The 18,823-nt window shown below is 59.6% G+C and carries 17 protein-coding genes and 1 pseudogene; 3 read left to right on the top strand and 15 right to left on the bottom strand.

Annotation, left to right across the window (positions count from 1 at the left end):
- Positions 1-32 precede the first annotated feature (32 nt).
- The 3 genes from IC235_RS18145 to IC235_RS18135 all read right to left on the bottom strand — a co-directional run bounded on the left by IC235_RS18145 (position 33) and on the right by IC235_RS18135 (position 1,758).
- Positions 33-800: an exodeoxyribonuclease III gene (locus IC235_RS18145; protein ID WP_191006619.1), complete on the bottom strand. Its 768-nt coding sequence runs from the start codon at positions 798-800 to the stop codon at positions 33-35.
- A 209-nt stretch (positions 801-1,009) separates the two neighbouring features.
- Positions 1,010-1,381: a hypothetical protein gene (locus IC235_RS18140; RefSeq protein ID WP_191006618.1), complete on the bottom strand. Its 372-nt coding sequence runs from the start codon at positions 1,379-1,381 to the stop codon at positions 1,010-1,012.
- On the bottom strand, positions 1,378-1,758 hold the full coding sequence (locus IC235_RS18135) for a carboxymuconolactone decarboxylase family protein (protein WP_191006617.1): 381 nt from the start codon (positions 1,756-1,758) through the stop codon (positions 1,378-1,380). Before IC235_RS18135 ends, IC235_RS18140 begins: the two co-directional genes overlap by 4 nt.
- 215 nt (positions 1,759-1,973) lie before the next feature.
- On the opposite strand from IC235_RS18135, the gene IC235_RS18130 reads away from it, so the two are divergent.
- Positions 1,974-2,669, top strand: coding sequence for a ComF family protein (locus IC235_RS18130; RefSeq protein ID WP_191006616.1), 696 nt, complete (start codon positions 1,974-1,976; stop codon positions 2,667-2,669).
- Between the two features lie 197 nt (positions 2,670-2,866).
- Here IC235_RS18130 and gldJ read toward each other — a convergent pair whose 3' ends face one another.
- Together gldJ and IC235_RS18120 are read right to left on the bottom strand one after the other, a co-directional pair.
- Positions 2,867-4,117, bottom strand: a complete 1,251-nt coding sequence (gldJ, locus tag IC235_RS18125; protein ID WP_191006615.1) for a gliding motility lipoprotein GldJ — start codon at positions 4,115-4,117, stop codon at positions 2,867-2,869.
- Positions 4,118-4,186: 69 nt separating this feature from the next.
- The gene (locus IC235_RS18120) at positions 4,187-5,236 is read right to left on the bottom strand and encodes a PorP/SprF family type IX secretion system membrane protein (protein WP_191006614.1); all 1,050 of its coding nucleotides are present in this window, start codon (positions 5,234-5,236) and stop codon (positions 4,187-4,189) included.
- A gap of 355 nt (positions 5,237-5,591) precedes the next feature.
- Here IC235_RS18120 and IC235_RS18115 point away from each other — a divergent pair, with 355 nt between their 5' ends.
- Positions 5,592-8,636, top strand: a complete 3,045-nt coding sequence (locus tag IC235_RS18115) for an AsmA family protein (RefSeq protein ID WP_191006613.1) — start codon at positions 5,592-5,594, stop codon at positions 8,634-8,636.
- Positions 8,637-8,863: 227 nt separating this feature from the next.
- On the top strand, positions 8,864-9,703 hold the full coding sequence (locus tag IC235_RS18110; RefSeq protein WP_191006612.1) for a DUF4382 domain-containing protein: 840 nt from the start codon (positions 8,864-8,866) through the stop codon (positions 9,701-9,703).
- 190 nt (positions 9,704-9,893) lie between these two features.
- Here IC235_RS18110 and IC235_RS18105 read toward each other — a convergent pair whose 3' ends face one another.
- The 10 genes and pseudogenes from IC235_RS18105 to IC235_RS18060 form a co-directional block, all read right to left on the bottom strand.
- Positions 9,894-10,517 (bottom strand): thioredoxin family protein, encoded by a 624-nt coding sequence (locus IC235_RS18105; protein ID WP_191006611.1) that lies wholly within the window; start codon positions 10,515-10,517, stop codon positions 9,894-9,896.
- A gap of 223 nt (positions 10,518-10,740) precedes the next feature.
- Positions 10,741-11,751, bottom strand: a complete 1,011-nt coding sequence (locus IC235_RS18100; protein ID WP_191006610.1) for an alpha/beta hydrolase family protein — start codon at positions 11,749-11,751, stop codon at positions 10,741-10,743.
- Between the two features lie 89 nt (positions 11,752-11,840).
- Complete coding sequence (locus IC235_RS22895) at positions 11,841-12,785, bottom strand: IS4 family transposase (RefSeq protein ID WP_394355277.1); 945 nt, start codon at positions 12,783-12,785, stop codon at positions 11,841-11,843.
- A gap of 49 nt (positions 12,786-12,834) precedes the next feature.
- Positions 12,835-13,796: pseudogene (locus tag IC235_RS18090) on the bottom strand (IS481 family transposase).
- A gap of 482 nt (positions 13,797-14,278) precedes the next feature.
- Positions 14,279-14,767, bottom strand: coding sequence for a DinB family protein (locus tag IC235_RS18085; RefSeq protein ID WP_191006609.1), 489 nt, complete (start codon positions 14,765-14,767; stop codon positions 14,279-14,281).
- Positions 14,768-14,856: 89 nt separating this feature from the next.
- Positions 14,857-15,327: a DUF6970 domain-containing protein gene (locus tag IC235_RS22235; RefSeq protein WP_223847393.1), complete on the bottom strand. Its 471-nt coding sequence runs from the start codon at positions 15,325-15,327 to the stop codon at positions 14,857-14,859.
- A gap of 106 nt (positions 15,328-15,433) precedes the next feature.
- A complete protein-coding gene (locus IC235_RS18075; protein ID WP_191006608.1) occupies positions 15,434-15,844 on the bottom strand; it encodes a diacylglycerol kinase family protein in 411 nt (136 codons plus the stop codon).
- Between the two features lie 7 nt (positions 15,845-15,851).
- Positions 15,852-16,187, bottom strand: a complete 336-nt coding sequence (locus tag IC235_RS18070) for a recombinase family protein (RefSeq protein WP_191006607.1) — start codon at positions 16,185-16,187, stop codon at positions 15,852-15,854.
- Between the two features lie 757 nt (positions 16,188-16,944).
- Positions 16,945-17,385 carry a DUF2141 domain-containing protein gene (locus IC235_RS18065; protein WP_191006606.1) on the bottom strand — a complete coding sequence of 147 codons (441 nt, stop codon included), beginning with the start codon at positions 17,383-17,385 and terminating at the stop codon, positions 16,945-16,947.
- Positions 17,386-17,393: 8 nt separating this feature from the next.
- The gene (locus tag IC235_RS18060; protein WP_191006605.1) at positions 17,394-18,785 is read right to left on the bottom strand and encodes a TolC family protein; all 1,392 of its coding nucleotides are present in this window, start codon (positions 18,783-18,785) and stop codon (positions 17,394-17,396) included.
- Between the last annotated feature and the right edge of the window lie 38 nt (positions 18,786-18,823).

The following is an 18,823-nucleotide window of genomic DNA, read 5'->3' as shown; positions in this document are numbered from 1 at the left end:
AAGGCCCGGTAGCGCGAACTCAGGGCTAGATCCTACTGCACCTCCACCCAAGCTGGGCAGTGGTCGGAATGCACCACGTCCGGCAACAGACCGGCCCCGGCCAGGCGGGGTTGCAGCGCCGCCTCCGCCAGCCAGTGGTCGAGGCGCCAGCCCACGTTGCGCTGGCGGGCGCCCGCCCGGTAGCTCCACCAGGAGTAATGCCCCGCAGCCTCGCCGTGCTGCTGCCGGAAGGTATCGACGAACCCATCGGCCAGGAAGTCGGCGAACCACTGCCGCTCCTCCGGCGTGTAGCCGGGGCTGTTTTGGTTAGCCTGGGGGTTGTGCAGGTCGATAGCCGTCTGGCAGCAGTTAAAGTCGCCCCCAATGAGCAGCGGCGGCACCTTATCAGCCCGCAGCCGGGCTACGTAGTCGCGGAAGAAGTGCAGCCATTGCACCTTAAAAGTTTGTCGCTCAGGACCACTCGTGCCCGAGGGCATGTAGGTGTTCAGCACCGATAAGCGGTCGAAATCCAGCCGCAGCACGCGGCCTTCGTCGTCGTAGCAGCTCTGGCCGCAGCCGTGGACTACCGTGGTGGGAGCAATTCTCGTGAACGTGGCCACGCCGCTGTAGCCCGGCTTCTGGGCCGGGTGCAGGTAGGCCTGGTAGCCGAGCCGCTCGAAGCCCGATACGTCGAGGGCCTCGCGGCCGGCCTTGATTTCCTGCAGGCACAGTACGTCGGGTGCGGCCTCGGCTACCCAGTCCAGCAGGCCCTTGCTCAGGGCCGAACGCAAACCATTGACGTTGTAAGAAATGATTTTCATGGAGGCGCAGAATAATGATTGGCTGCTCGTGGTTACTGGGTTGTTTTCAGCCAGCCATCATTTGGTGGAGCAGTTTCTTCATCGGGGTACACAATGCGGTCGTAGGACCGTACCGCGGACTCTGCGAGTCCGCGTCCTGAACGATTCCAATGGCGCGGGGACGCGAACTCGCAAAGTTCGCGGTACGGGCTGTCGACCTTGGAATGGCGCTACTCTTCCAGCGCGAAGTACTCCAGCACGTGCCACTTCAGCATGCGTTCCTGCTCTTTTAGGTTGGCGAAGGGCACGGGGCGCAGCAGCTTGTAGTGGGGCCAGCCGTCCTCGTCCAGTCGTTCGAGCTCGTAGTGGCCGCTGAGGCTGAAGAGCCGGCAGGTGGCGATGTGCATCAGGTCCTGCTTTTGCTCCTTGGTGAAGGCGGTAACGCCCTGGTTCAGCTCCTGCACGCCGATGAGCAGCAGCAGCGCGTTCAGGTCGGGCCGCTTGCCGAAGCGGGCCTGCATCTGCTGCATCAGGGCTTCCCACCGCGCTTCGAAGTCGGCCTCGCTTTCGGGGTGCTCGACGGAGTTGACATCCTCGCTCATGCCGCGTGTTCAGCGTGGGGTGGCGCGGGCGTCACGGCCTCGGTTTTCAGAATTTCCCAATACTCCACGGCGCGGCGAAAGTGCGGGATGACGATGCTGCCCCCGATGATGTTGGCAATGGCAAACACCTCGTAAATCTCCTCATCGGTGAGCTTTTCCTCGAAGCATTTGCCGAGGTGATACTTGATGCAGTCGTCGCAGCGCAGCACCATGGAGCAGGCCAGGCCCAGCATCTCCTTGGTTTTTACGTCGAGGGCGCCCGGTGCGTACGTGTTAGTATCGAGGTTGAAGAACCGCTTGATAACCTTGTTGTCGGCCGCCAGGATGGTTGCGTTCATCCGCTGACGGTACTCGTTGAAATCGCTTACTTGAGACATTTTTAGTAGTGCTGATGGTGTCGGGCGCTGCGAAATGCAGGTGCTTCGGCGTAGCTTGGCTGGCGGATGCGGGGCCGGTGGAAGCCTCCGCTGCAGGCCCGACTAGTAAAACGCACAAAGAACGGCCTTTTGGGCCATCCTGCGGTCCGCTCGCTACGGCCATTCTACCTTTCAGGCCTCGGCCCTTTCAGATAAGTACCTAAGCTCCTCAACGCATGCTCCGTTCCCTGTGGGATGATTTTGTGGGCCTGGTTTTCCCGCGCCTCTGCCTGGCCTGCCGCGAGCCGTTGGTGCGGGGCGAAAACCACCTTTGCACCGGCTGTCGGGCCGAGCTGCCGTACACCGATTTTCACCGGCTGCCACCCGAGCAAAACCCCTTGAGCCGGCGCTTCTGGGGCCGGCTGCCCGTGCGCCACACCCTGAGCTATCTCCACTTCGTGCGCCGGGGGCGGGTGCAGAACTTGCTGCACGAGCTTAAGTACCAGGGCCAGCGCGACGTGGGCACGGCCCTCGGTCAGCTCTACGCCGCCGAGCTTCAAGCCGCGGGGCTGGCCGCCGACTTCGACCTCATTGTGCCGGTGCCACTGCACCCGCGCAAGCTGGCCAAGCGGGGCTACAACCAAGCCGCCGCTTTCGCCAGCGGTCTGTCCACCGGCCTGCAACTCCCCTGGAACACCACTACCCTGCACCGCAAGGCCGACACCAAAACCCAAACCAGGAAGAACCGTGCGCAACGCTGGGCCAACGTGGCCACCGTATTTGAGGTAGAAAACTCCGCTGCCATCGTGGGCCAGCGTATTCTGGTGGTCGACGATGTACTGACTACTGGAGCAACTCTGGAAGCTTGCGCGGCTGCCTTGCTGGCTGCGGGGGCCGCTGAGGTTAGCCTCGCCACCATCGCCTGTGCCTAGCGTCTCCTACTCGAACACGTTTTGATAGAATTCTACTGAATTTCAGCGGTTTGATTTTATGATAGAGAAATGAAAACAGTCAATTGAATACCTGGAAGATAAAAGTTTCATCCATAAAAAAGGCGGCCTTCGAGAGCCGCCTTTTTTATGGATGAAACCACAAAATCGGTTTCAGTCCTTAGCTAAATCTATAGTTCTTACTTGTTCGAGCCGGCGTTGATCATCGCGCAGCGGAAGCCGATGGTGGCCGTAGCCGAATCCTCAGCCATGAAGCGGCGGGTGCCAGGCGACAGCCAGAAGGCCACATCGCGCCACGAGCCGCCTTTGTACACGCGCACGTGGTCATCGATCAGCGACTGGTAGCCTTTCTTGTCATACTTATCGGCCGGGTCACCCACGCCATTGCGGCGGAAGGGGTTCAGGTCTTCCACATCCTGGAAGGAAAGCGGGCGGTACACATCCTGCACCCACTCGTTCACGTTGCCAGCCATGTTGTAGAGGCCGTAGTCGTTGGGCGGGTACGAGTAGATGTACTCGGTAATCATGGCGCCATCGTTCAGGCTGCCCGCGATACCGGCGTAGTCGCCGCGGCCCCGCTTGAAGTTGCCCAGGAACTGGCCCATCTTGCGGCCGTAGGGATTACGGGTCGATTTGCCATTCCAGGGGTAGATACGCTTCTCCTCCTGGTTCTCGTTGCCGACTTCCTGGGTGCCCACAAGAGCCAGCGCGGCGAACTCCCACTCCGCTTCGGTGGGGAGGCGGTAGTTAGGCAGCGTGTTGCCGTTCTCAATGGCAATCACGGTTTTGCTCTCGCCGGTAGTGCCCTCGGCCCCAGCGCCTGCGGCAGCGGCGTCTTTCTTCTTACCGCGTTTTTTACCACTTGACTTGCTGTCGCCATCTTCGGCCAAGCGCTCGTTTACTTTGGCCGTGCGCCACGTGCAGTAGTCGTCGGCTTGCAGCCAGCTCACGCCCACCACGGGGAAGTAGCGGAAGCCAGGGTAACGCAGGTAATAAGTTACGTAGGGGTCATTAAACGACAAATCGCGGGCCCACACGGTGGTGTCGGGCAGGGCCGACTTATAGAACTCCTCGGCCGAGTCCTGGCGAATGTAGTGCAGATATTCAAGCCAGTGGATGTTGGCTACCTCCGCCTCGTCCATGTAGAAAGATGCAATGGTAACCGTGCGCTCAATGTTATCGTGCGACATGGTTACGTCTTCTTCCTGCGTGCCGAGCACCGTACGACCTCCTTCGATGAACACCAGGCCGGGGCCTTCGGGTATTTTCTTGAAGTTGGCCACGGTCATCCCCTTCTCGGTGTTATATTCTAACCCGGTAGTGGAAGAATATTTTCCGGGATTGGTAGCAGTGCGTTGCCCGCCTTTGCCACAACTGGCCAAGGTTACGAGGCCCACTACGGCCAAACACAGATGGTTAGTCAATTTCATAACAAAGTTAAAGTGGAGATGAGGTCAGAGAGTTCACCTAAGGCAATTAGGATACAATAGTACAAAAAATTAGAATGTCGGACAAGGAACCGTCGGATAAACGCGTCTTTTTAGGCGGCGATGGGCGTTTTCTAAACGGTCGAAGGCGCGCAAGGCCAGGGTTACCTCGTGGGCACCGCCTAAGTCGGCACTCAGGCGGCTCAGGCCCACATCGTAGCTGTAGCCCAAGCGTAAGCTGCCCGCTTGGACGCCCGCCACAACGGCTAGCACGTGTTGCGCGTCAACGCCGCCGAGCGCAAAAATATTGCGGTACAAGGCCCCGAGCGTCACCGGCGAGCTGGTGACGTACAAGCCGGTTTCAAGCCGCTGCGAGCCCCCCTGCCGGGTATAGGCCGCCACGGGCGTGTAGCTCAACTCGCGAGTGGCCACGCCCTCGGGCTTAACCGCAAAGAATTTATATCCCCCCGAGAGGCTCAGCAGCAGGGGAAGCTGGCTTTGCCGCCGAAAGCCTAAAGCAGGTTGGTTGAGGTGCTGGCCCGCCACGCTCACCCAGCCCTGCTCGGAATAGAGCACCACTCCAGTGCCTAAGCTGAGGTAGTTAACGGGCGGAAAGTCGAGGGTCTCGGCGGTGGGGCCAACTACGCGGCCATCTTCCGATATCTGGTCGCCGAATACAAAATTGTCGTAGCCCACGCGCTGCCGGCCGTAGCTGGTCCGCAAGCCGCCACTCAGGGCCAGCTGCTCCGTAAGGCGGGTATGGTAGGCATAAAGAGCCCCCACTTCCAGGCGGGTGTATCCCACGGCCCCGGTGCGGTCCTGGTTGAGGAGCAGCCCGAAGGCGTGGTGCTGGCCCGGGGTGGGGAGGCGCAGGTCCGCCGCTACCTGGCTGCTGACGAAGGAACCGGCCAGGGTAGGAAACTGGTTGCGGTAACCGAGCGTGACGCTGTAGTCGTCGACCAGCCCCGTAAAGGCAGGGTTGCTGTGCAAGCGGGTCGCGAACGGCTGGGAAAAAAAGACGTCCTGGGCCCTGGCCTCCGAAAAAGTGCTGAGCAACAAGCAAGCTGCGGCCGCGAGTTGGCGTCGCGTTCTGGCGAACAAGGTGGGGCAGAGCACTGGCATAATGAGCGACATAACGCCACCGGTGCGCAGTTTGGTGCGTCCGGCCGGGCGAATGTACGGCCCGATACAACCAGATCAGGGTAAACAGTTTCATCCTCGTTCGGCACGCTCCGGCCGAAACGATGGTTCATGGCCCGGCCTTCTCCGTTCGCCCCGGGTGTACTGACCCCGAAACCGCGCCCGGAAATGCTTTTGAATAAATTTGAATAAAGCAGGGTAGCTGCACTGACTAGTACCCCAGCTGCTGAAGAGGCTACCTTGTAACAAAGCCACTGGGTATTAGTAAAGCGTGAGGCACGTCGTTCAGCGGCTTTACCTTTGTTTAGAGTAAGGAGTAACTCATGTAAATTTAGCTATGCGAAAAATCTTGTTGGGTGTTGTCGTGTTTTTGGTGGTGCTGGTCGCTGCCGTAGCCCTGGCGCCGGTGCTGTTTAAGGATAAGCTACGGGCCCTGGCCGATAAGCAGATTGCCCAGCGCGTGCGGGCCAAGGTGCAGTATAACCCGGCCGACATAGACGTGAGCCTGCTGCGTTCGTTCCCGGACATGACGCTGAACATCCGCGACTTGCGCGTGATTGGCCTGGACTCGTTCAGCCGCGACACGCTGGCTTACCTGCCCAGCCTGCGGGTTGGGCTCGACGTGATGAGCGTGGTGCGCGGCGGGCAAATCGACATTAAATCGGTGGAACTGGAACGACCCGACCTGAGCCTGCGGCGGCTGAAAAGTGGCTTAGCAAGCTGGGACGTGATGATTTCGGACTCGGCGGCCGCCGCCAAGGGCCAGGATACCACGCAGGTAAACCTGGCCATCAAGGGGTGGAAGATGACCGGGGCCCACTTGCGCTACGAAGACTTGACCCTGCCTTTCCGCATGGAAGCGCGGGGCGTGAACCACAGCGGCAGCGGCGACTTCGCCAGCAATGTGTTCGACATGCGCTCGGAAACGACTGCTACCGACCTCGACATGGTCTACAACAACGTGGCCTACGTGACCGACAAACAGCTCAGCGCCGACGTGACGATGAACATGGACCTGAACAAAAGCCTGTACACGTTCAAGGACAACAAGATTAAGCTCAACGATTTTCCGTTCAGCTTCACCGGGGCCATTGGGCTGCCGAACGCCACCGACATCACCTACGACATCACGTTCAAGGCACTGGAAGCGGATTTCAAAACCCTGCTGAGCCTGGTGCCGGGGGTATTCACCGAGAAATTCAAGAACATCGAAACTGGAGGCAAGGTGGCTTTCGATGGCTACTACAAAGGCACCCAGAATGCCCAGCGTATGCCCGGCTACGGCGTGAACCTAGTGGTAACCAACGGCCGGTTTCAATATCCCGATTTGCCGCAGGCCGCCAAAAACATCAACCTGAAAATGCAGGTCGACAACCCCTCGGGCATCACCGACAACGTGAAGGTGAACATCCCGCAGTTTCACCTGGACCTGGGCCCGAACCCGGTGGATGGCAACGTGAGCATCGATGGGCTGGCCCCGATGAAGGTGGACGGCCGCGTGAAAGCCAATGTGAACCTGGCCGAGGCCCTGAAAGTGTACCCGGTGAAGGACCTGGCCATGCGCGGGCAGTTGTTCGTGGATGGCACGGCCCAGGGCGTTTATTCCAAAACCCAGATGCCGGTAGTGAACGCGGCCATCCGCCTGACCGATGCTTTCGTGAAGTCGGCTAAGTTCCCGGCCCCGATTGAGAACATCAACCTCAATGGCACCGTGGTGAACACCACCGGCCAGGTGAACGACACGCAAATCAACCTGCCACAGTTTCGGATGGTGCTGGAGGGAGAGTCCCTGGAGGGCCGTCTCACGGCGCGCAACATCGACCAGCCGGTATTCGATGCCGACGTGCGCGGCGCAGTGGACCTGACCAAAATCACCAAAATTTTCCCCTTGAAGGACATGACCGTGACCGGCCGGGTAGCCGGCGACATCGCGGCGAAGGGCAACATGGCCGACGTGGAAGCCGGCCGCTACCAGAACGTGGTAGCCAGCGGCACGGTGAAGGCCACCAACGTAACCTATAAGAGCAAGGACCTGCCGCAGGGCGTGAAAATCAGCAGCGGCACGGCTACATTCAACAACAACCAGATTGCGGTGCAAAGCCTCAGCGGCACGGCTGGCAGCTCGGACTTCGCGGCTTCGGGCTCGGTGAGCAACTACCTGGGCTACCTCTTCACGCCGGGCCAGGCCCTGAAGGGCAAGATGACGGTGAACTCGCGCAACTTCAACGTGAACGAGTGGATGGTCGACGAGGTGTCGGCCAAGCCCACGGCTACCGGGGCCAAGGCGCCGACGAAGGCCAACGGCGTGCTGCAGATTCCCAAATACTTCGATTTGGTGTTGAACAGCCACGTGGACAACGTGACCTACGATAACCTCAAGCTGACCAACGCCCAGGGCACCGTAACGGTGCGCGACCAAGTGGCGACCCTCAGCAACATGACTTTCAACACCCTGGGCGGCAGCTTCGCCACCACCGGCAGCTACAGCAGCAAGAACCTGGCCCACCCTACCTTCGACTTTGGTCTGAACATCAAGAACCTGAATTTCCAGCAGGCCTTTTCAGCCTTTAACACTGTTAAGACCTTGGTGCCGTTAGCCAGCCAGGTGGAGGGCGTGTTCGGAACGAACTTCAAGGTGAGCGGCGAAATGGGGGCCGACATGCTGCCTAACCTGGCTACGCTGAGCGGCAAGGGGGTATTCGACATTGTGCGGGCGGCCATAAACCAATCGGAGGTAATGACTAAGATGGCGTCGCTGACCACCCTGCCGGAGCTGAAAACCATTGTGGTGGTGGATAAGAAAATCAACGCCAACCTGGTGAACGGCAGCCTGGTGGTGCAGCCGTTCGACCTGACCGTGGGTGACGTGAAGATGACTATTGGCGGCTCGAACAGCCTTACTGGCGCGCTGGCCTACATTACCGCCCTGAACGTGCCCACCGGTAAGCTCGGCAGCGCCTTCAGCAGCAAGCTCACCCAACTCACGGGTGTGAAGGACATTCAGGGGACCGACCGCGTGACCCTGGGCCTGAACATTGGCGGCACCGTGACCAGCCCCAACGTAAAGCTGACCAGCGGCAGCGTGAAAGACCAGGGCAAAACCATCGTAACCAACGTGGTGAAAACCAAGCTTACGGACGCCCTGCTCGGCTTCGCGCAAAAGAAGCAAGGCCAGCCGGACACCGCCCGGCGCTCTGCCAACGGCGCCGACTTAAGCCCCGAGGAGAAGGCCCGCATCACCGCCGAAAAAGCCAAGCTGGATGCGCAGAACCGCCTGAGAAACCAAATTGGCCAGGGCCTGAATGGCCTGTTTGGCAAGCCCAAACCCAAGCCCAAACCCGCCGACTCGCAACCAGCCGACTCGGCTAAGAAAGGAGGATAGGCAACACGCCGGATAAGCTTGGCAGTATTGTTGACATTGGCCCGATAATTTTATAGTTATCGGGCCATTTTATAACTATCTTTACCGGGTAGACTATCGTTTTTAGTATCGCTATTTTTTTTGTGGCTACGGCCTAATTACCTCCGCTGGATTCTGCGTGGCTCTTTCCGGAGCCAATTATTATTCTTACCCATCTATTTTTTTATTACCTCTTCCCTATTTATTTTATGAAAATTATCCAATTATTTCCCGCGGTGTGCGCGGGCCTGCTAGGGCTGGCCGGCTGCGCCAAAAACGATGAAGCTGCTAACTCCGCCCGGCTCGAAGTGCGCCTGATGGACGCCCCCGGCGACTTCCAGCAAGTGGTGCTGGATGTCCAGCAGATTGCCGTCAACCAGAAGTGTGGGAAAGAAGAGGGCGGCTGGAAAACGCTCAACTTCCAGCCCCAGGCCATCAACGTACTGGCCTACGTAAACGGGAAGTCGTCGCTGCTAGTAAGCGACGACTTCGCCCCCGGCGACCTCAAAGAAATCCGCCTCATCCTGGGGCCCGGCAGCTACGTTCTGGGCCGCGACGAGCAGCGCTACCCGCTAAGGACTCCTAGTGGCGCTACTTCCGGGGTGAAGCTTAAGCTGGAAAAAGCAACCCTGCGCCAGCACGTGACTTTCCAGCTACTGCTCGATTTCGACGTGGCTAAATCCATCGTGCAGCGCGGCGGCTGGAAGGCAGGCGACAACAAAGAAGAGCGCTACCTGCTGAAGCCCGTCGTTCGGGTGGTAGCCCAGGACCTGCGCTGCGGCCTGCGCGGCACGGTGACGCCGGCGAATGCCCAGCCCCAGATTTTAGCTATCCGTTCGACCATTCTCGGGCCCGATACGCTGAGCACCGCGGCCGACGCTTCGGGCATGTACCAGCTCAGTGGGCTGGCCGCCGGAACCTACCGCGTGGAGTTCTTCCCGAGCACTACGGCCCCCGCTGGCGAGCCGGCCTACCACCCGGCTGCTAGCGCCAGCATCGTGGTGGTCAACGGCCAGGTGACTACCCTAGACCCCGTGAAATTGAACTAGCCGGTGCCAGAGCGCAAAAAAGCAGTCATACCGAGCGAACAGATGCGTTCGGTATGACTGCATAATATAACTGAGGGGGTAAGACAGCAACCCCGCCACGACCTAGTCACGCGAAGCCAACATCGGGGCCAGCTTCCAGTCAACCCACCCTCACACGAGGGTGGGTTGACTGGAAGCTGGCCCCAACGAGTTAGGGCAGGCCCTGCAACAAAGCCAGCAGCTCACGCTGAGTGCTTAGGGTGCGGTCTTTGGCATACCAGCCGTGCAGCTGGGTAGCGAACTCCTCGTAAGGCACCTGCTCCCGCTTCAGGCGGATGAATAGCTCCTGCGCGGGGGCCGGGCGGGGCCCCCAGGTTGCCACTTCCACCCGGGTGTCGGCGTGCAGGACAATGAGCTTGGGGATGGAGCGCCCCCCGTTGGTGAGGTAGCAGTCCATGAGGTCCAGGTTTTCGTCGCGGAGCAGGTAGCGGGTGCTTAGCTGGCCCTGGCTGGCCTGCGCGACAGCTTCGAATACGGGTACAATCTGGGCCGCGTCGCCGCACCAGCCTTCGGTGAGGACCAGACCGACGTAGGGCCGCCTAAGCTGACTGAGGGCGGCTTGCAGTTCGGGCAGTAAGTGTATGGTCTTATCCAGGCGTTGCATGCGCTGGATGTTCAGGCGCGCGTAGTGCACGATTTGCTCGGTCTGCGTAGGGCCAGTGGTGCGGTTTTGCGCCATCAACTCGTCGATGAGCTGGCGGTAGGCCGCATAGGTATAAGCGCGATGGAGGCGGTCGGCTTCCAGAACGGGGGCGGAAGAATTGGGTTCGGCCATGATGGGCAAGCTAGTCAGAATCGAACAAGGGAGGACCAGACAAGACCAGATATTTCCGGGGAACTATCCCTAAAAAATCCTGCCGGCCCGGCTTATCCTTACCCAAATCTCACAAAAGCGTCGGCCAAAAAGCTGACGCTTTTTTCGTCAGTATCTTTTTCACACGCTAGTCGGAATTAAAGATTTTCTGCTGAGTCTATGCGGCGACATTTGGCTGTGCGACTCACTGTGCCAGCCAAGACATCACATCTGCTATTACTATATTGGCTTTCATCCCTAACCCAACCTCTTCACCAAGTCTACGCGTAGTTTCCATATAAATGTGGTCGTAGGTGGGATAAACCTTGTAAGTCAGGTTGGTTTTGCCTTTGCGAATGAATTCCAAGGCAGCGTAATCTGTATTAGCAATGTAAGAACCCTCCACATCGCGGCCACCCGCGATAAGTAAAATGGGAATTTGCAACCGCAACATATTCTCTAGCGGTGTTTCCTTAGAGTAGCTATACCATTTTTTGTAAGTGTCTTCCCAGAATGTACGCGTTGTATCGGCTGGGTGAGTGTAAATCGCTCGTTGTACCTGAAGCAGGCTATCTACTACGTGCTGACTTTCTTGATAACTCATCTCCAGATTTTGCGCTTTTAATCGGGCCAGTAGAATCCGGTCATAGAGGTGATCAAGGGTGTTGCTCGACATCATCACTACCTTCTTTACACGACGATTTAAGACCGCTACTTTCGGCGCAACTTGGCCTCCTTGGGAATGCCCTACTACATACACCTGCCCTGCTTCTACGGGCAACTTCTTCACTAAGAAATTAATAGCTTTGGACGCGCTCTCCGCACGCCAGTCCAACGTGTTGTTGGCTTTCGCCACTGCGCCATACTTGTAAACAGTTCGCTGGCTCTGCACCGTATCATAGAGAGGAATACCGGCTTTGTTTAGATAAACGATATGGTAACGATCCTGATAGTTGGAAAAGCCATAGAATCCCGTCCAATAGACGCGACCATCCTGCTTATTAAATTTGAAAGTAGGTTCCAATCCTGAGCCCCCTAATACCAATAACAGTGGCTTTTTCTTTGTTATATCTTTATTAAGCACGCCAATCTCAATCGTCCCTAACTGCTTATCTTGTAACTTGTAAATTGCAATTTGAGACAGAAAATTGGCTTGGCCAGATACGGAGGCAGCCGCAGCTAGGATAAAGCAAAGAGACAGGAAAAGAGCGCGCATGATGCGTAAGGGAGATAAGAGTAGGGTCGAACAAGATAGCTGCAAGATAATGACTCACTGTGCGATAGACGAAACTCCTTCCTGTAAGCTCATTTCTGCCGGCTAGAGGATATAGTTGAACGAATCGCCAAGCGCCACCCCACTATTAAGTGGCGCAAGTGCAATAAGCCCCGCCACAAAGTTTGCCATCCTGGGGGGGCATCTTTGGAGCGTCCTAAATGGCCTCCTAATTTGGCTAAAGCATCATATGCTTGGCCTACGGTATTGATAGGCTGTTGTTGGTAGTGACTAAGCACATGTAGATATAGGGAAGGCCAACCAATCTGCTCAATTGGTGCCTCCGATTGCTGACGGCTTTGCTCACGTAAGTCCACTAGCGCGAAGTCGACCACGCTAAGTAGCGCTACCGCCGCAAATAGCCGATGCCCTGTGTGCAGTTGCAGTCGCTCAGCTCCCAAGCCCGTTTTTAGTGCTTTATGAAAGTCCTCAATGAGCCAACGTGTAGCATACTGCCAGGCACGCTCTCGTGCTTGCGCAAAGCTGCTCACCGCTTCGTTGCAGAGCAGCAACCACTCCAATTGGCTGCCGGGCTCCCATACCCGGACCACGCTGACAGTTACTGATTGCCCCTTGCCGGCATTAGTTCCTGGGCGTTGCGGGGCGCGTAATGCTAGGGGCGGGCTGAAGCTGACGGCTAACGTAGTTCGACGTGCAGAGCGAGTCGGACTAGAGCGAATCGTTAAGCAAAATTGACCTGCAACGGGTTGGCTGCGGGCGACGCTGAATAACTGCTGGCGAGTGCCCACTAAGCCTCGGTCTTGACAAGCGCGCACCACAAAGCCCAGCCCACGTTCTTGGCAAGCAAGCAAGTGTTCGTATATGTCTGCCCCCCGATCCGCGACTACGACCCAGCGACTATCCGGTGGTGGGGAGGATACATGACATAGGCTCTGAGTCCATAACCTAGATTCGCGTACCCGGCCTTGGCGAATCCAACTACGACTGCGCGAAAGTCCTTGTTCCCCCTCTGGCACTGGCTGGCGCACATAGTACTGCTGATCGAGTAGCCCTAGGTGTATAGTCCTAGGGTGAGGTGGGTCGGGTCCTGTCCTGGGTGAAGATAGCTGGGTTTTGCTGGTGTTGGGCGCAGACGAATTCGTGCGGGGTGAGGCCGCGCAAGGTCTTGAGCCGTTTGGCGTGGTTGTAGGCCAGCAGAAAGGCTTGCAGGTGCTCGTTGAGCTGCTCGGTTGTCTGGTAGTGGTAGCGCAACACGGTGGCTTCTTTCAGCGGGCGGTTCAGGCGCTCGACCTGGCCGTTGGTCCAGGGGTGGGCTGGCTTGGTCAGGCGGTGTTCCACACCAAACTCGCGGCAGACGCGGCCGAAGCGGTGCCCGCCAGGAAACCACTGGTGCGCCTGCAAGGTGAACTGCACGCCATTATCGGTGAGCACCGTGTGCACTTTGTAGGGCAAGGCCTGGAGCACCCGGCGCAGGAACTCGGCGGCTATCATGCGCGTGGCGCGCGGGTGCAACTCGGCAAACGCGACCTTGCTGGTGCGGTCGATGGCCACGAAAATGCGTTTCAAGCATTTGGGCGGTACACCTTGCCCTGCTCGGTGCGCACCTCGGCGAAGTCCACGTGCAAGTACCCGATGGGGTAGTGCTTGACCTTCTTTTTAGCCGGGCTTTGGCCGTCCTCGGCCAGAGGCAAGCGGCTGATGCCGTGGCGCTGGAACAGTCGGTGCAGGGCCGAACGGGTCAGCCGCGGAATGCTGGCCTGCAGCGCGTACAAGCAATCGTCGAGCGGCCGCTGCGTGTGCTGGCCGAAGGCGACGGCCGCCGCTTCCTCTTCCGGGCTGAGCACTGTCGAGGCGGGCTTCGGGCCCATCGCCGCGTCCTGCGTGCCGGGGCGCTTGCGCCACTTGGCTACGGTCTTGGGGTTGATGCCGTGGCGCTGCGCTACGCGTTGTAGGCTTTCCTGACTGTGCTGGATAGCGCGCCGTATTGCCTGCGTTGTGCGGGCGCAGCCGTGGAGTACTTGTCCCATAGGGCGGTGCGAAAAGTGACGTCAAAAGGTACACCACCACACCCTGGGACTATACACCAACGCAGTTGAGTCGTGTCCTCAATCAGCAAATAGGTGCCCGACTGCTGCATTTGCTTAAGAACGCCTCGCCGATGAGGCGCCTGTAGCACGTCAGGCGTCACCCCAGGCTGACTTAACAAGTGGTAAGCGGCCTTACTGGCATAAGCTACCCCCACGCTCAACTGCGGAATACTTGCTCCCGGCTGGCGCGCTCAGCCAGCTACCAGCGTGCAAACGCGGCGGCGCACATCGCCGAACTGCACGCTACCAAACTGTGCGTCGGCCCACTGTTGGGCGTCGCAAAACTGCTGAGAAACACGCATGCTTTCCTAAGGCAAAATCTCAGAAGCAAGCGCCATTATCTAGCTGGTACTTGCTCCTGAGATTTGGGTAAGGATAAGCCGGCCCGGCCGGGTTTTCGGGATGGAGAGAGCTGAGATCCCCTACAGGCTGGGCGTCGTGGCGGCGGATAATTCGCGGCAGTAGGTAATGAAATCAGAGTTGACGGGCTCGAAGCCGTGCTCGCGCAGGCGGGTGGCCACCTGGGCACGGTGGTAGCTGGCGTGGACAACGGCGTGGGTGAGGATGTCGTGCACCAGGCTCTCATAGCTGGCGCCCAGCGAATTGGTGTAAGAAATCAGACGCTGCAACTCCGTTTCGTCGGCTTGTACCATGAGCTGGTGCAGGGGCTCGGACGTTTGCTCGTGCAGGGCGTGGCAGCCGGCCAGGTCGTGCTCCTGCCACACCTTGACCGGGCTGGTCGTGCCGCTGATCCGCGCAATCCAGATGGCCTGGGCGTTGAGCACGTGGCTGAAGAGGCGGAGGGCGACGGCCGGAATCGGCGCGCCCGTGGCCGTAATCTCGTCGAGGCGCTGAAGCACGGTGGTGTTGGCCCACACGTTGAAGGCGCCGAGTTTTTCGAGGGTATTCATGTTTTTAAAGAATAGAGGAATCGAGAACAAGAAACGGAGATCAGAGGAGAGTTGCCTGATGGCCTAATGCTCATTCCGCCCGCTTCGTGCTACCGAGGATCTTGCCAGACTAGCTTCTCGTTGGTTTTCTTTTTGTCGAAGTCCGGGCATTTGCCGTCTCCTTTGCCGGTGATGCCGCCGTCGGGTTGGCAAACCAGCCGGCCTTTGGTATCGAAGACGTTAGAAGGCTGGTCGCAGCACGCGGCCGACTCGTAATACACCGTCTGGCCACCGTAAGTGTAGCAAAGAATGCGGGTGATGGGGTTGCGCTTACGCTCGGCCAATACGGCGGCGATGCGGGCTTTCAGCCACGGTGGGCGAGCGGCCGTGTCCGACTCAGCCACTGAGGGAAGGGGCACGGGGTTCACGGTGTTGGCGCTAGTGGGGGCGGGCGTGCTAGGGCCGCTTACCTGGCCGGTTGGGGGCGGCGTGGTGGGCGTGGTCACGCTCACCTGCTGGTGGGCGCAGGCCGTGGCGAGTACGAGAGAAACAGCGAAGGGAAGCAGGCGCGTGGAGTTCATTGAGCGGTTAGCATTTAAGCAGCCTACGGCTGCCAATAGGTGTGCTTACGCCCAGCTTACCCCATGAGTTGGTGTTTCACGATATTCCTCGCTCGTTGGCCAGCTATCACTGCTCCGGAAGAAGGTGAGGCCCGAACACCAGTACTCCCACCACCAGGGCGCCTAGCGCGGCCAGTAGCACGGCGCCCGCGGCCACGTCCTTGGCCTTGCCGGCCAGGGGGTGGTAAGCCGGCGAGGCCAGGTCCGTTAGCGCCTCAATGGCGGTGTTCACGAGTTCAGCCGTCCAGACGCCGGCCACCGCTAAAGCCACCAGGGCCCATTCCAGGCGGGTGATGCCGTAGTGAAACCCCAGCCCAATAACCACGACCGTCGCTGCCGCGTGGAAGCGCAGGTGCACCTCCGAGCGCAGGGCGGCCGCCACCCCGCGCACGGCGTGGCCGAAGCTGGCCACGCGGCGGCGCCAGAGCCCGGCGGGCTGCCGGGGGGCCGCTGAGGCGGGTTCTGTAAGCTGCGCCATGTACGGATTATTGGCCTTTGTTAAAAAATTCGTCCCAAAGTAAAGTTATATGTCTACAGGTTGACCATGTGTCCAGGGCGACGGAGCGCATCTGGTGGGCGGACAGGTCGGCCCCCATCTGCATGATGTGGGCGCTGCTGCGGCCTAGCCAGCTTAAGTGGGCCACGGTCACCGCGTCGCCGGCGCGCACGTTGGCCAGCAACTCGGTGAGCACCGGCTGCGGCGTGGTGGTGCCGCTGATTTTTTCCTGATGCAAGCGGTCGACGCCGGAGGCCTTGAGCTGTTTCAGTTGGGTATCGAGGTGTTGATCTTTGGCCGAGCCGCGGGCGTAGCCGAGATGCATACAAGCGGGTCAACAAGGTTGAGCCAGTAAGATACGCCATTGGCCCACTTTCTGGCCCCGGTCTCGCCTACCCAACCACCATCGATTGGCGGGGCCGGCAAGGTGTACGTTCTTGGCCCTAACCAAGCGTCGCAGTTGGGTGGGCGAACCAGGCAGCACTTTATTACGACTGGTTCCCGACGGCTCATTTAACCTTTGTACCAAAAAGGCCAGCATTGTTGTTGCCCCGTTAAGCAGCAAGCTTTGCAGTTCGGGAGCTGAAAAAGTGTATTGCTCCACGAATTCAGGCCGGCTAAGCCTATCAAAGGGTCTTGGGTGGGGTCCTTTGGGCTCGGCGTTGATCGCGGTACACCACGATTGTGATAATGATTAAAGACACGTAGGGGAGGCAAATGCCAATAGCAAACCAGCGCCAGAAAGAACGGCCATTACCGCGCGCCATGTATCCGGTCAGTGCGGGTAGAAACAACAAGGGGCTGAGCAATACAATAAGGACTTCCACCATTGGGAGACGTTTTAGGTTGGAGGAAGCCCCCAACGAGAAAAAGGAAAACAGACTGAGTTCACCGCCGTAAGCCGACAAGCGATGGCGCCGATGGCCCTTGGCCAAACCGTGTTCTGCCAGGAGAAAGCAACTGCTGTTGACCCGTGCGCGATTAAGCGGTTGCTAGCAGCGGCTTGCGCTTAGGCTTGTGCACGAGCAAGACATTGGGCCAGGTCTACTATGCAGGCAGGACACTGGCAGCTTCGAGTAACGCTAGTAAACCATATGCAACTCCAGGCGGAGTGGCGCGGCGGCTAGATAAAAGCTGGCTTGCTCATAAGAGGGTGGTCCAAACTTAGGCCTTGGGTTGTTGGAAGCAGCATATCCTTCCTTAGGTAAGCCCAACAGGTTAGTATCCATGCGGCGGTTGCCGTTCTCGTCGTGGTAGGCGGCCACAGCGTAGCGCCCGGCGGGCAGATCAGAAAGGTCCAACACGGCTTCGCGGTTGCGGATGGGTACAAACTGCATGCGCCACGCCCGTTGCGGCATGGTCGGAAAGCCTTCTTCCCGTTGGTACAGCGCCAGGCAGCACCATCCCCGGTCAGACTTAAGGCCAGTAACGCGGATGGAGAGCACTGTCGGGGCGGGTGGCGCAGCCAGGAACAGCGGCCCGTCGGTGAGCGGCAACAGATAGAACAACAAGTGGTGTAGCATGAGGGTGCTTATTTAAGTTGGCCCGTTACACGCTGGTACTCCAGTCGGTCCACGAGCCAATCGTTAAGGGCTTGCAGGTAGTCGCGGCGGGCTTGGCTCAGCGTGGTGCGGGCCGTAACCACTTCCTGTTCCAGCACCAGGCCGTTGCGCCGCCGCACCTGCGCAACCGTTAGCGCCTCTTCGGCAACGGCGAGGTTTTGCTGCTGCAAGGCGGCGTTGCGGCGCGAAAGGTCGAGTTGCGTCCGGGCGTCGGTGAGCTCGTAAGCCACCGTGCGGCGCAGGCTGGTCTGGGCGTTGCGGCTGCGTTGGGCCGTGAGGCGGTTTTGCTGAATCTGGGCCCGTTTGCTGCCGCCGTCGAACAGCGGCAGGTTGAGTTGCAGAGCTACATAAGAGTAGCCATAGTAGCGCTGGTTGAAGTCATAGAAGTCGAACCGCTCCCGGAAAGCCTGGGTGCCGAAGTAGCCTACCAGGTCGGCCGAAGGCAGGTAGCGGCGGCGGTTCTGCTGTTCCGCCGCCCGGGCCAACTGTTCCCGCAGCTGCTCGGCGCGGTACTCCACACGCCGGGTGGCCACGGTATCAACCCCCTCCGGGGCGGGTGGCGCGGTTAGCTCGCCGGTGAGCTGCGCCAGGCTCTGACCCAGGCTTACGGGGGTGCGCTCGGGCGTCGGGTCGCCGAGCTGGCTAAGCAGGTTCACCTGCGCCGTGCGCAGATCGGCGGCGGCGCGCTCCTGGGCCAGGCAGGCGTTGTCGAGGTTGAAGCGGGCCTGGCTGACCTCAGTTTTCAGCGCCTGCTGCTGGGCCATGCGCGTTTGCGCGTCGCGGTAGGCCGACTCGGCCCGCGCCACGTCCTGGCCCGCGAAGTCCAGCTTGGCCTGGTAGAGCAAGGCCGCGTAATACGCGCTGCTCACGGTTTCGGTCAGGTCGATGCGAGCCTGAGCCGTGGCATTGGCGGCCACTTGCTCGTCCAGGCGGCGCTGCGCCAGCAGGGGGCGGCGGGTTGGGTCGTAGAGCTTCTGGGTGAGCGTGACGCCGGCCCCGAGCTGGTAGGGCTGGCCCGAGCGCAGCGCCCGCTCGCCCTCGCCGGGCGCGAAACCCGGCAGCACGATGACCTGCCGCTGGGTGTTGGCTCGCACGTCGGCCGAGGCGTTGAGCTGCGGCCGAAAGGCAGCCTGCTCCTGCCGGGTACGCTGAGCCGCCAGTTGCTCGTCCACGCTGTAGTTGCGGAAGTCGGTGCGCTGCTGGCGAGCTAGGGTGAGGGCCTGCTCCAGGTTCAGGGACCCGAGGGCGGCCGGCGGCAGAGCCACCATGGGCGGCGCGGCCGGCGTTTGCGCCAGCGCCGCGCTGGGGCAAAGCAACCCCAGGCCGGCCCACAGGCCAGCTAAAAAAAGACGTACAAGCATGGTAAAAGGAAAATACAGCGGGAGAAAACCAACGCGGC

Origin of the sequence: Hymenobacter montanus (assembly GCF_014699115.1) — a bacterium.
Classification (GTDB): Bacteria; Bacteroidota; Bacteroidia; order Cytophagales; family Hymenobacteraceae; genus Hymenobacter; species Hymenobacter montanus.
The sequence above is the reverse complement of the archived record's forward strand: the minus strand, read 5'-3'. Positions and strand labels throughout refer to the sequence as shown.

What these genes read in the sequence shown, in the direction of transcription:
- IC235_RS18145 (WP_191006619.1), bottom strand. Translation starts at nt 800, where the DNA reads ATGAAAATCATTTCTTACAACGTCAATGGTTTGCGTTCGGCCCTGAGC.
- IC235_RS18105 (WP_191006611.1), bottom strand. Translation starts at nt 10,517, where the DNA reads ATGGCCGAACCCAATTCTTCCGCCCCCGTTCTGGAAGCCGACCGCCTC.
- IC235_RS22235 (WP_223847393.1), bottom strand. Translation starts at nt 15,327, where the DNA reads ATGAACTCCACGCGCCTGCTTCCCTTCGCTGTTTCTCTCGTACTCGCC.
- IC235_RS18100 (WP_191006610.1), bottom strand. Translation starts at nt 11,751, where the DNA reads ATGCGCGCTCTTTTCCTGTCTCTTTGCTTTATCCTAGCTGCGGCTGCC.
- IC235_RS18075 (WP_191006608.1), bottom strand. Translation starts at nt 15,844, where the DNA reads ATGGCGCAGCTTACAGAACCCGCCTCAGCGGCCCCCCGGCAGCCCGCC.
- IC235_RS18135 (WP_191006617.1), bottom strand. Translation starts at nt 1,758, where the DNA reads ATGTCTCAAGTAAGCGATTTCAACGAGTACCGTCAGCGGATGAACGCA.
- IC235_RS18130 (WP_191006616.1), top strand. Translation starts at nt 1,974, where the DNA reads ATGCTCCGTTCCCTGTGGGATGATTTTGTGGGCCTGGTTTTCCCGCGC.
- IC235_RS18085 (WP_191006609.1), bottom strand. Translation starts at nt 14,767, where the DNA reads ATGAATACCCTCGAAAAACTCGGCGCCTTCAACGTGTGGGCCAACACC.
- IC235_RS18065 (WP_191006606.1), bottom strand. Translation starts at nt 17,385, where the DNA reads ATGCTACACCACTTGTTGTTCTATCTGTTGCCGCTCACCGACGGGCCG.
- IC235_RS18115 (WP_191006613.1), top strand. Translation starts at nt 5,592, where the DNA reads ATGCGAAAAATCTTGTTGGGTGTTGTCGTGTTTTTGGTGGTGCTGGTC.
- IC235_RS18070 (WP_191006607.1), bottom strand. Translation starts at nt 16,187, where the DNA reads ATGCATCTCGGCTACGCCCGCGGCTCGGCCAAAGATCAACACCTCGAT.
- IC235_RS18110 (WP_191006612.1), top strand. Translation starts at nt 8,864, where the DNA reads ATGAAAATTATCCAATTATTTCCCGCGGTGTGCGCGGGCCTGCTAGGG.
- gldJ (WP_191006615.1), bottom strand. Translation starts at nt 4,117, where the DNA reads ATGAAATTGACTAACCATCTGTGTTTGGCCGTAGTGGGCCTCGTAACC.
- IC235_RS18060 (WP_191006605.1), bottom strand. Translation starts at nt 18,785, where the DNA reads ATGCTTGTACGTCTTTTTTTAGCTGGCCTGTGGGCCGGCCTGGGGTTG.
- IC235_RS18120 (WP_191006614.1), bottom strand. Translation starts at nt 5,236, where the DNA reads ATGCCAGTGCTCTGCCCCACCTTGTTCGCCAGAACGCGACGCCAACTC.
- IC235_RS18140 (WP_191006618.1), bottom strand. Translation starts at nt 1,381, where the DNA reads ATGAGCGAGGATGTCAACTCCGTCGAGCACCCCGAAAGCGAGGCCGAC.